This is a genomic window from Vibrio sinaloensis DSM 21326 (assembly GCF_000189275.1).
GTDB classification, from domain to species: Bacteria; Pseudomonadota; Gammaproteobacteria; order Enterobacterales; family Vibrionaceae; genus Vibrio; species Vibrio sinaloensis.
Genome location: NZ_AEVT01000083.1, coordinates 106,235 through 117,657 on the forward strand (window position 1 = coordinate 106,235; position 11,423 = coordinate 117,657).

Sequence of the window (11,423 nt, forward strand, 5' to 3'; positions counted from 1 at the left end):
ATCTATCCCGCCGTTTTTATATCCTGCGATAATGCTGCCGAATCTTGTGAAGAGGTATCCACAATGCTGCCATGATTGAGCCTGACCACAACGTCGCACATATCAGCAAACTTGGGCCTATGCGTTATCCATATTGTGGTTTTATTGGTTGAGAGCGTGACGAGTGCTTTACTCACCAATGCTTCCGCTTCCGGGTCTAAACCTGTTGTTGGCTCATCTAAAATAAGGATAGGCGTATTTTTTAGTGCGGCGCGGGCAATTGCAATTCGCTGTTTTTGGCCAGAAGATAAGGTGACACCGCGTTCGCCGATTTCGGTTTGGTAACCTTTCGGTAAACTCTTTATGTAATCGTCGATGTTAGCGACCTTAGCCGCTGCGACTATTTGTTCTTGGCTAGCATCTGGAACGACAACTGAAATGTTTTCTGCGATTGTGGCAGAAAACAACGCTGTGTCTTGCATAACAACAGCGAATTGGTTGCGGTAGCTATCGATAGTGTAGCGTTCAATTGGGGTATGGTTGATGGTGATCGTGCCTTGGCTTGGTTCACACAATCGCAGTAACAAAGATATCAGTGTCGATTTACCGCTTCCTGATGCCCCAACGAGAGCCAAACGACGCCCATGACTAATGGTGACATTGATGTCGTGAATCGCGGAACGTTTTTTGTCTGGATAGTGGAAACGCACGTTTGAAAATACGATATCACCAGTCAATGTAGGGCATGTCTGCGCGTCTGGGTGATCACGAACCATGTGTTCTTCGTCGAGTACTTTTAGTACACGTTCTCCGGCGGCAGAGGCTTTGGCAAGGCGCGCCGTGTACTTGGTGAAATCTCTAATGGGCCTAAAGACGCGGCGTAAATAGTAGACAAAGACCAGCAGACCTCCTGGGGTGAGGTGCCCTGCGAGTACTTCTAAAGAACCAAACGTCAGGACTAGTGCAGTGGATATTGCGACGAGAATTTCGACAGTGCGTTGCAAGCTCGCAACCAACTTCTTGCCTTTAACTCCTTCTTTTAGGCTTTTGCTGTTCGCTTGGCGGAAAATGTTACCAAATCTATCTTCAATCTTTAACGCCTGAACCGATTGAATAGCGCCAATCGACTCCGCTGCTGTTGCGGCCATGTCACCCTCACGTTGGCGGTTTTTCTTGGCCACAGTATGTATCTTTTTGCTTTTTTTAATGGTGACTAGCCAAAGAATCGGCAATGGCAGCAAAGCAATTAACGCAAGCTGCCAGTTCAGCCAGAGCATTGCGGATAAAATCAGCGCGAAAATCAGCCAGCTGCTAATCAAAGGTACAACAGCGGTCACAGCGACTTCTTTTATCATGCCCATGTCGCCGATTAAACGAATGATAAGATCACCGCTTCTTTGCTTTTGATGATACAAAATCGAGAGGCCTTGCATATGGCTAAAGAGCTTTTCTCGAAGACGAGTTATGACATGATTGCCCGCCACTGCCATACTGATTGTCGCCATATAGGTGACGACGGCTCTAATCGCGACTAGGGCGATTAAGATGAGCGAAAAAGTGAAGATGTAATGGATGGGAGAAAGTTGCGCAAAGGCAGCGAAGTGAACAGCGCTTGTCGGGTCGCTAACGACCAGTCTATCTATGATGTACTTAAGCGGCCAAGGCTCAAGCATTCGAACGAAAGCCTGCAAAATCAAGCAGCCGAAGGCACTGCCTATTAGCCACTTCTTTTCGTTGAGATACGGCTTGGTATGGCGAACAAATTTCACTAGGCTTGGCAAGCTTTGCTTTAATCCAGAAGGTCTTGCCATTACGCCACCTGAGCAAGCCCAGCTAACGATAAGATCGATTGAACTCTAAAATCCCAGCTGTGTTTCAGTTCCGCTTCTTCTCTTGCTTTGTTGCCCAATTGGAGCGCTAATTCGGGTTTGTGGATCAGAAAGGAGAGTGCAAACACGAGTGATTCTGGGTGCTCTGCATCATAAATAAGCCCTGTTTCTCCATGCCGGATGATGCGATTGATTTGGCCCAAGTTTGAAGAAATTGTAGGCAAACCCGCCGCCATATACTCGTATATTTTTAGTGGTGAAAAATAGAAATGGTGCTGTTTGGGGTAGGGCGCGACTGCAATATCCATCTGATTGTAATATTCATCGATACGCTCTGGTGAAACGCTTCCCGTGAAGGTTATGCTTTGTTCGATATTTAACCGTTTTGCCTGTTGTTTCAATGCGCTCAATTCTGGCCCGTCGCCAACTATTAGCAATCGACAATGAGGATGAAGTTTTAGTACTAACGCAAAGGCTTCTATGAGCAGCTCAACACCATGCCAAGGTTTGAGTGTGCCGACAAAACCGATGGTCGTCGACAACTGGTTATGGGGCGTATGGTGACAGCAATGTCTGAATTTGTCGGTATTCACACCATTGGGAAGAACATGAATTTTGCCTTTAGCTTCTTTAAAGGAGTCAAGGTAGTCAGCGACTTGTTCGGATACCGCGAGAATCGTCGTCGCTTGTTTAAAACAAAGTTTGGAAATATTGTAAGCGGATTGCTCGTCATGCAAGGCTCGATACTTTTTTTGCTCTTCCACTAACGGAGCGTTGACTTCGAGAATGGTTGGGATGTTTTGCTTGTGGCCAAAGCTCATTCCTGCGTGTGACCAAAGAGAGTAACGCTCGTAGATAAACTCGAAGGGAGAGTGGCGAGATAGTACCTCAATGGCGTTTCGATTGTCGCGGATGTCTGACTGCTCTCTAAGCTGACGATCTTGGATTTTCGCGTGCTTGACCTTATATACATCGATGTTTTTTAGATCATTAGGGCAACATTCGCCCGTCGATGCGGCAAAAAGTGACAGTTGAATCCCCCGATTCTTCATGGCTCTCATTACTTCTTGTACATGTAATGAGCAGCCTTTGTGACCGAATGCGGGGACCCCTCGATCAGAACAAACGTAAGCGCCTTTCATAGTGACTCCTTAATGCAGCTTTGTTCAAACAGGTGTCTAAGTACTAAAGTGTTAGCATGAATATCAAAGTGGTTTTCAATGTGTCGACGCGCATTTAAGGCGATTTCCTTGGAGAGCTGCTGATCTTCCAGTAGGCATTGAATGTTGTTTGCCAATTGCTCTGGATCATGTTGAGAGGTCATCAAGCCGGTGGCTAAATGATCCAATACTTCGGGGATGCCAGTGACATCCGTCGAAATACATGGAGTACCTAATGCCATAGACTCAACCAATACCGTTGGAAGTCCGTCCTTGTTGTTATCATGCCCTACCACGCAAGGAGCGACGAACATTGCTGCTTGAGTCAGCTTCTGTTTTACCTGCTGCTGAGGCATAGGACCAAGCAGTGTCACTTGATCTTGCACTTGGTAGCCTTCAATCAACTGCTGCAGTTCGTGCTTTAGCTCGCCTGAGCCAATGATCTCACAGCGAACCTGTGTGCCACGATCGAGCAAAATACGACAGGCGGCTATCAGGTCTTTGAAGCCTTTTTTCTCTACCAAGCGTCCAACGGCAAGAATGAGTGGCTCACGTTGGGTGTAAGGTTGGAACGGGAAACAGGCCAAATCTAAGCCATTGTAAACCTTAAACACGTTTTCCGAATCGACACCCAACTGTTGGGTTAAGTAACGAACATTGTAGTCACTGACTGTGATGGCAAACTTGGATCGTGAAAACTTGAGTTTAAGCAATTCAAAGTCGTTATCCTGTTGAAAGATATCTTTTGCATGTGCGGTAAAGCTGTACGGTATTTGACACACATCGGCGGCGATTTGCGTGACAGTCGTGGAAGTGGAGGCGAAATGCGCATGAAGGTGCTGAATATGATGCTTGTGGATCTCAAGGGCAAGCTCCAGTGCTTGAGTCACTTCACGCGCACTCGCTTTAGGATAATTCGCCAGTACACGCCATACGTTGGGTAGCTGTCGTGCCGCTTTTTTCTGCAAGTCCCAAAATACGCTTGCTCGTTCTGCTTTAGCCGAGAGGTAAGAAACAGGCGCTTTTACCCGGGAGATAATGTCTTGAAAATGGCTGTCTTGCGGAGGGAGTAACGCGTAAATTCTCACTTTCATCCCTGCGGCTTCGTGGGCCAGAATTTCGTTAACGATGAAGGTTTCTGAATACCTAGGATAGCGTTTGACAATGTAAGCGACGTGCATAATCAATTCCTCTTTGGCTAATGGTTGACTAGGTAGGACAAAATTTTGTCTTCAATCACCTCCATACCTCGGAGATTAATCTTGTCATAGCCATCGTAGGGTTTCGGTGTATTGAGTTGTTGGCGGACTTTTTCCGCTAGCATTTGGGCGGAGTGCTGACTTGGAGAGAGGTAGTCCATCGCTGTCAAAGTAGACAACCGCTGTGCACGGATTAACTGCTCCTCAACAGGTGTGAATCTTGGCACCAATATAGCGCGCGCTTTTATTGACATCAGTTCGCAAACCGTATTATAGCCAGCCATGGACAAAACCAGATCTGCACTCTGGACCAATTCAATAAAGTTGTCGGAGAACCTCTGCCAAGTGATGTGTGGGTGTTCTTGCGCCCGGCTGATGAGCTGCTCAACGTCATGGTCACCCATTTCAGGACCAAAAACGAAATGATGGGTTACATTGTGAGGAAAATTGTCGTTCTCTAGCGAGTCGAGATACAAGTTAAAAAGGGCTGCACCATCGTCTCCACCACCAGCAGAGACGAGTATTCGTCGACGGTCTTGGCTGTGGCATCGACCATTTGCTTCTGTTTTACGGGCAAGGTAGCCACAGTAGCTGGTTTTTAGGGTAACAGGATTGGAAAAGCGGTACTCCTTGGCAACATCAAAGACAGTTTGCTCTCCCACTACTAAGACCTCATCATAGTGCTCTTCAATAACTCGTTGGTAATGACGCTTTTCCCAAATCGTCGACGTCTTTTCTGGAGCATCGAGAATGTCCCTTAGTAGCAGAAGGTTAACACTCAATGAGCAAAGGGAGCGATTGGTAAACACTTCATTCAGCTCCCCGGCTAATCCTGTGGGTTTTTTGTCTATCAAACATAGGTCTGGCTGAAATTCTTGGTAGGTACTCAGTATTAATTTCGCTCTGAGAGTTTTGAGGCTGTGCGAATCAAAACAATTGAGTCTTGAATGATATTGCCCGCGGTTGTCTCTGCTCAAGCATGGAAGTTTGACGTAATCAATTTGAGGGTGAGTGCGAAATGCATGGTACATCGGAGATCCTGTAAGGATGAGTATGCAAATATCTTGATGTCGACTTACAAGATAGGATGCAATGGCGACCATACGACGAATGTTGCCTAATCCGTAGCTATCGTGAGAGTAAAACAGTAGCTTCTTCATTCCCTGAACCCACTAGCAAGCAATAATGAACGTTATAATTGTTTGAAATAAACTTTAGTATTAATAAATAAGTGTAGAAGTTAAACTCATATTAGCTATCACTAAAGTTTAGACTTGCAGTTAACTTGTTGATGTTCAGATAAAAATAAAATACAAAAATATCACTAGGGTGCAAGGCACGCACAGCCTAGTGAATCAGAATCAGGTGCGTTATGTTGATTGGGTTCAGTTGAGGTCATTCTGTTTAAACTCATTGGAGTAAGCTTGGTCTTCTCGCATGATGTGGTTGGTTAGCCAAGCCTTAAGGAAGCTCATCAATTCGTCGCCAATGTCCTCACCACGTTCGACACGTTTCTGAAAATCGAGCACTTCACCGACGAGCTGCTGATGCTTGTCTTTGTGTTGCTGCGTTTGGCTGTAGTTTATCTGATCAAACAGCGTCTCTTCATAGGTAAAGTGGTTAGCGGTATAGTCAATGAGACCTTGGACTACTCGTTTAATCGATGCTGGGCCATAGTTGTGATTTAGCAAGTGGTACAGTTCATTGATCAAGTGGAGTAATGTTTTATGCTGACGGTTAATCTCATCAATTCCTATGTCTAGGCTATCGTTCCATTCCAGTAGCTTATCTCTCTTGGCATCTTCGTGTTCAATTTGAGTCGGATTGGTGGCAAAGCGATGGAGCAGTGAGTCGATTTCTCCCGATAAGTTACGCACGGTAATACTGGCGATGAGTGTTTCTTGGGTTGATTTCACGTTATTGTCTGACTCAACGGCAATTAACTGTAAACACTCTTCTAATTGATGTGTTTGCTGAGTTTGTTGCTCTGAAGAATGGGCAATTTGACGTCCACGCTGCTGAATGTCATCGATCTGTTGGTTGAGGGTTTTAAAACTGTGCTCTGCGGTCGAGGCGATGGTCAATGAACGTTCCATGCTGGATTTGTTTTCTTGCATGGTCTGCATCACATCGTCTGTTTTCGTCTGTAGATTTGTGATTTTGGCACGAATTTCTTCAGTAGCTTCTTGGGTTCGCATCGCAAGTGAGCGAACTTCATCAGCGACGACAGCAAAACCTCGGCCTTGTTCTCCAGCACGAGCACTCTCTATGGCTGCATTCAGGGCTAGCAGATTGGTTTGCTCGGCGATACTGCTAATAGTTTCCATCACCTGACTGATTTGTGCAGTTTCCGCCATCAATGATTCGAAGTGCGTGTTGGAATTATCGATGTGCTTGTTGGCTTCGTCGAGCGCATTTTCCAAATCGACCATATCCTTTGTCCCTTGATCGGCTTGCTGTTTTGCTTGATCTGCAAGTTGGGAAGTGGCATCACAATGTTCGGAAACTTGTGCGGTAATCGTGGCGAGATCTTGAATGATGACTTTCGCTTTGTCGACGTCTTGCTTTTGACCTATAGCACCAAGCTTTGATTGTTGTGAATCTTGTTGAACCGTGTTCGCAACGTTGACAAGGTGGTGGGTAGATTTACCAAGTGCGTTGATCGTTCTAGAAATATCTTCGCCGATTCGATTAATGGTTCGAAACATCGCATGGCTAGTTCCATCTTGAGTCGGTAAGCGCTCCGTCAGATCCCCTTCAGAGAGATGACGGGCGACGACTCTAATGCGAGAAAGCATGGTGTTGATGGCGTTAAACAAGATACAAAATAGGCCGACGTAAACCAATGTCATTATTAGTGCCAGCCAAGCATCAATGTAGGTGAGATAAAGCGTTAAAGGTAACGTAACCAGTACCATGAGCGAAAAACTGTGTACGATATTCATTCTACTCATTTGCTCAATCATTCGATTCCACATGAACGCCTCCCAAGCTTGATGAAACACTGTATGCGCCTTGATACTTCTATAGTTTAGGCAATACCAATAGAAGTGTGAGCAGAATCTCATCTTCTGCTCACGTTAAACGTATTCCAGATTTAAGCGGAGTTGGCGGCAGGCTCAAGAGCTCGCGAATGCCGGTTTAACCTCAACATGACGATGATGGCAAGGGTTAGCACGAGCGCCGCTAGGCTGAAGCCCAGTTGTGTTAGGTTCCAGTGGCTAAGCAGAGCAATCGCAATATAACTTAAGCTTTGAGCTGTTGTAGCGAACATCGCTAAGCCACCATCTGCTCGACCTCTTTGTTTGATAGCAATGGTATGGTGCATCCAGTTGGTGCGAGCGATGCGATTGAGTGCATTGAAGAAACCAAACACTAGGGTAAATGAAACCAAGTAAATAGGTTGGATAGAAAAGCTCATTCCAATCAGGGCCAAAGCCGCGGCAGCCATGGAGTAAATCATTAGATTTGAATGCGAACTCAATGCCAGCAAACGAGCGACAAAAACGCCAGTAAAAAGAGAACCTAAGCCAAATGCGATGTTGTAAGCGGCTAACCACTTTCCTGAGATACCGACTTCAGCAAACCAAATAGGTATCAATTTGCCTAAGTAAGTCAAAATAGGATAGCTAAGGCAAGACATCATCAAGAACAGATAAAAACGAGGCTGAGCTGTGAAGATCTCTTTACTCTCTTTGAGTTGCTGGAGGAAGCGCATATCTTTAGATTGGCGAAATTGCTGTTCATATGGTGTGACAATGTAACTTATTGTGGCAATAAAAGAGGCGATGGCTGCAAACATTGCAAATTCCAACATTCCCCATGTTTCGAGCAGTACAACACCGAGAGCGCCAGCGCCAAGAGTGGTTCCTTGCATAATGATCTCTTGCTTGCCTGATATGGAAGCGTACTCGTGTGGCTTATAGTTCTCTTGAGTAAATGCGTTGTTGGTAGCCCATGCTAGGTTGCTTGAAACCCAGAAAATCATCTGAGCCAGAGCAAGTATCCAAGGAGACCCCAGATCGAGTGTATAAATTACAAATACCAAAGCAGCGGTAAGCGCTTGACCAACTTGTACCCATACAAGAATGCGTTTGCGTGAGTGTCTGTCGATCAAAGTAGAAAAGAACGGAGTAAGGAAAAAGGACAACACAGTACAGGTAAGGGCAGTAAGTGCAACGAAGGTTCCCATACCAGGTTGCAATAGAATGATCCACGGTAGCGCCATCATAAATAGACCCGATGAAATACCATCAAAGAAACGACCGGTGAGGTAGGGGAGTGTCCGACTTCTCATTGTTAACATCATTTTTATTCTCCTAACAAACTAACGTGGTGTCACTGTAAAACCTCAAGTAAACTTGAGGTAAAGCACTTTTTGTTAAGGAAGAGAAATGGAGATGAGTGTCGGTGAAGTTGCAAAGCGTGCAGGGGTAAAAGTCTCCGCATTGCACTTCTATGAGCAGAAGGGATTGATTTCAAGTTGGCGTAATCAAGGTAATCAGAGGCGTTACCATAGAAGTGTTTTGCGCCGTATTGCAGTGATTAAAGCGGCACAGGAAGTGGGGCTTACTCTTGAGGAGACCGCTCAATCCCTCGCTCATTTACCTAAACATCAAGCACCAAGCAAAGAAGAGTGGGAAGAGATGGCATCAGAGTGGAAAGCGATGCTGGAGCACAGGATTTTACAACTTAAAGCGTTGCAAGAGGATCTCGGGAGTTGTATCGGTTGTGGGTGTTTATCTATGAAATCGTGCGCGATTTACAATCCTCAAGATATCAGAGCTGAGAAGTTTGAGGGTAAAACGATGTTGACGGATCCTGAGTCTTGGTCACAGTGATAAGGCAAAGGTAAGCAGTAGCGGCAGCGTGAGAATGCTGAAAAAGTTTCCAAACAACACCATAGAAGCGACCTTAACCGGCTCAATGTTAAAGCGTTCAGCAAACAGATAGTTCATGACCGCTGGTGGCAGCATGGTAAACAAGACCATCATTTGCAGCTCCATCCTAGGTAGGGGAATCAACCAGTAGATACATGCAAAAGCAATGGCTCCAGTCGTGAGTGACTGCAACGTACATAAGATCCCGACTTTAAGTCCACTGAGTTTTATATTGCACATCTGTGCGCCGAGCGACAATAGCATCACAGGTACTGCAGCTTGACCAAGTAAGGCTGTCGCTTCATACAAAGGTGACCAAACAGATACGCTAAATAAGTTTAGCGATAAAGCGCTGGCCGCCGCGATGAAGATAGGCATTCGAATAATTTGTTTGAAAGGGTTCCCTTCACTGAGTACAGCAAGACCGATACTAATATGCAGACAGGCAGAGACGACAAAAAGCAGTACCGCAGGGGCTAATGCACTGTCACCAAAGGTATAGGTAAACAGTGGAATTGCTAAGTTGCCGCTGTTTCTAAACATATGCGGCGGTGCCCAAGCCTTGTAGTTTAAACCGGACAACTTGCACCACAGCAACATCACAATTCCCGGGAGTAACACCGCGACAATGGAGGCGCTAAGAAGGGGAACTTGTTCGGTGTTCAAAGGCATTGAGACTAGGGAAGAGAACACCAGCGCAGGAGTAAAGGTATCCATATTAATGCGGTTAATCGGTCTAAAATCCGGTTTTAACCAGCGTCCAACCGAAAAACCGACGACGACTAACGCGAAGACTGGAAATAAAATACTGACGACTTGTTCAAACATCTTCCTACCTTTTTTACCTTCATCCCTGCACTATGCTTGCGTTTACGACTCTTTATTGACTGTTTCGATACTTGTGTAAAAGATCCAGCGGGATGTGGCAATAGTCGTTGGGAAAGCGGGTGAGCCTATCTTGGTGCTCTTCATCGCTCTTTACGTAGTTGATTAATGGCCCAACCTCCACAGCAATTTGGTCTTTATCGGCTCTGGCATCGATATAGGCTTGGGCTTGCTCTAAGTGGCTTTGCTGCTTGCTGTAAACACCGGTTCGGTATTTTTCGCCTATGTCTTCGCCTTGTTGGTTCACACTATAAGGGTCGATAATTTCAAACAAGTAGCCCATCAGTTGTGTCACCGACACTTGCGAAGGTTCGAACTCTAGTTTGACGCACTCTGCGTAGCCATCATAGTCACCAACAGTCGTATTGTTTGTGCCATTTGCGCGACCAGCCTCGGTTGAGACCACGCCAGGCAGGTGGCGCATAAATTCTTGAACACCCCAAAGGCAGCCACCTGCAAGATAGATTTGTTCCATTTACATTTTCACTTGGTCAAACGATTAACTGTCACTATTAGAGCAAAATCAAAGAAATAAGCAATCTTGATTGTTGGATGAAGGTCGATGTTTTTAGGAGGCAGTGATGAAACTGGCTAGTTGCCTGTGAGCCGCTTAATTAAACGAAACTTTTTTTCTTAAAGGTGCATGGGGATTTTCAGTTAAGGCATGCTTAGACTTGTGTTTTGGTGCCTTAAATTGGCGATTTTGGGGTGTTTTAAGTTGCTGAATTTCAAAGGTTTATATTTGTAGCTCTAGTGGGCAGTCCAGTGTTACCTTTGTCGAAAATTAGGAGGGAACATGAATCATAATAACGAGACATTCATTGCACATGACTTTTCCAACATGGACTTGCAGCAAGTCACTTTCCAAGATTGTCAGTTTTATCTTTGCCGATTTGACCGAGCAGATCTTAGGGATGCTAAGTTTGTCCGCTGCAGTTTCATTGAACCGAGGTCTCTCGAAGGTTGCAGTTTTCAGCATGCAAATTTGAAAGATGTCAGTTTTCTAGATTGTAATCTAGCGATGAGCCAGTTTGTGGGAGCGGATTGCTTTGGCGCCGAGTTTCGTCAATGTGATTTAAAAGGCGCCAACTTCCAGCGCGCTAATTTTGTTAATCGAATCAATCATAAATCGTATTTTTGCTCTATTTTCATTACTGGCTGCAATCTTACCTATAGCAACTTCGAGCGTGCATTGATGGAAAAATGTGATTTATTCGAAAACCGTTGGAATGGTGCCAATCTATTCGGTGTTAGCTTTCTCGGCGCTGATCTTTCCAGAGGGGAATTTAGTTCTGAGCAATGGCAAAGCGCCAATTTTGAGCAAGCTGACCTCACTCACGTTGACTTAGAAGGGGTAGACTTACGTAAAACATCTTTATACGGTGCGAAAATTTGCGATTGGCAACAACAGCAGCTATTAGAGAGCTTTGGTCTTATTCTTGTTTAGTTTGTGTCTTATGAGCTGAAAAGCGCGTTGTTCAGCCCATAATA

The 11,423-nt window shown here is 45.3% G+C and carries 10 protein-coding genes; 2 read left to right on the forward strand and 8 right to left on the reverse strand.

Features of this window, described 5'->3' with window-relative positions; all coding sequences use genetic code 11:
- Positions 1 to 2: 2 nt before the first annotated feature.
- The 6 genes from RH45_RS14900 to RH45_RS14925 all read right to left on the reverse strand — a co-directional run bounded on the left by RH45_RS14900 (position 3) and on the right by RH45_RS14925 (position 8,476).
- Entirely contained in the window at positions 3 to 1,790 is a 1,788-nt protein-coding gene (locus RH45_RS14900; protein WP_008078516.1) for an ABC transporter ATP-binding protein, read from the reverse strand.
- Entirely contained in the window at positions 1,790 to 2,950 is a 1,161-nt protein-coding gene (locus RH45_RS14905) for a glycosyltransferase family 4 protein (protein WP_008078518.1), read from the reverse strand. The genes RH45_RS14900 and RH45_RS14905 overlap by 1 nt, the downstream gene beginning before the upstream one ends.
- A complete protein-coding gene (locus RH45_RS14910) occupies positions 2,947 to 4,149 on the reverse strand; it encodes a glycosyltransferase (RefSeq protein ID WP_008078519.1) in 1,203 nt (400 codons plus the stop codon). The genes RH45_RS14905 and RH45_RS14910 overlap by 4 nt, the downstream gene beginning before the upstream one ends.
- Before the next feature lie 17 nt (positions 4,150 to 4,166).
- A complete protein-coding gene (locus tag RH45_RS14915) occupies positions 4,167 to 5,327 on the reverse strand; it encodes a glycosyltransferase family protein (RefSeq protein ID WP_081467677.1) in 1,161 nt (386 codons plus the stop codon).
- 225 nt (positions 5,328 to 5,552) lie between these two features.
- Positions 5,553 to 7,145 (reverse strand): bacteriohemerythrin, encoded by a 1,593-nt coding sequence (locus RH45_RS14920; protein WP_008078524.1) that lies wholly within the window; start codon positions 7,143 to 7,145, stop codon positions 5,553 to 5,555.
- Positions 7,146 to 7,264: 119 nt separating this feature from the next.
- Entirely contained in the window at positions 7,265 to 8,476 is a 1,212-nt protein-coding gene (locus RH45_RS14925; RefSeq protein ID WP_008078526.1) for an MFS transporter, read from the reverse strand.
- A gap of 85 nt (positions 8,477 to 8,561) precedes the next feature.
- On the opposite strand from RH45_RS14925, the gene soxR reads away from it, so the two are divergent.
- Entirely contained in the window at positions 8,562 to 9,008 is a 447-nt protein-coding gene (gene soxR, locus RH45_RS14930; protein WP_008078527.1) for a redox-sensitive transcriptional activator SoxR, read from the forward strand.
- Here soxR and RH45_RS14935 read toward each other — a convergent pair.
- Together RH45_RS14935 and RH45_RS14940 are read right to left on the reverse strand one after the other, a co-directional pair.
- On the reverse strand, positions 9,000 to 9,875 hold the full coding sequence (locus tag RH45_RS14935; RefSeq protein ID WP_008078528.1) for an AEC family transporter: 876 nt from the start codon (positions 9,873 to 9,875) through the stop codon (positions 9,000 to 9,002). The genes soxR and RH45_RS14935 overlap by 9 nt on opposite strands.
- 52 nt (positions 9,876 to 9,927) lie before the next feature.
- Entirely contained in the window at positions 9,928 to 10,407 is a 480-nt protein-coding gene (locus RH45_RS14940; protein WP_008078529.1) for a peptide-methionine (S)-S-oxide reductase, read from the reverse strand.
- 321 nt (positions 10,408 to 10,728) lie between these two features.
- Here RH45_RS14940 and RH45_RS14945 point away from each other — a divergent pair, with 321 nt between their 5' ends.
- Positions 10,729 to 11,379: a Qnr family pentapeptide repeat protein gene (locus RH45_RS14945; protein ID WP_008078531.1), complete on the forward strand. Its 651-nt coding sequence runs from the start codon at positions 10,729 to 10,731 to the stop codon at positions 11,377 to 11,379.
- The last annotated feature ends 44 nt before the right edge of the window (positions 11,380 to 11,423 follow it).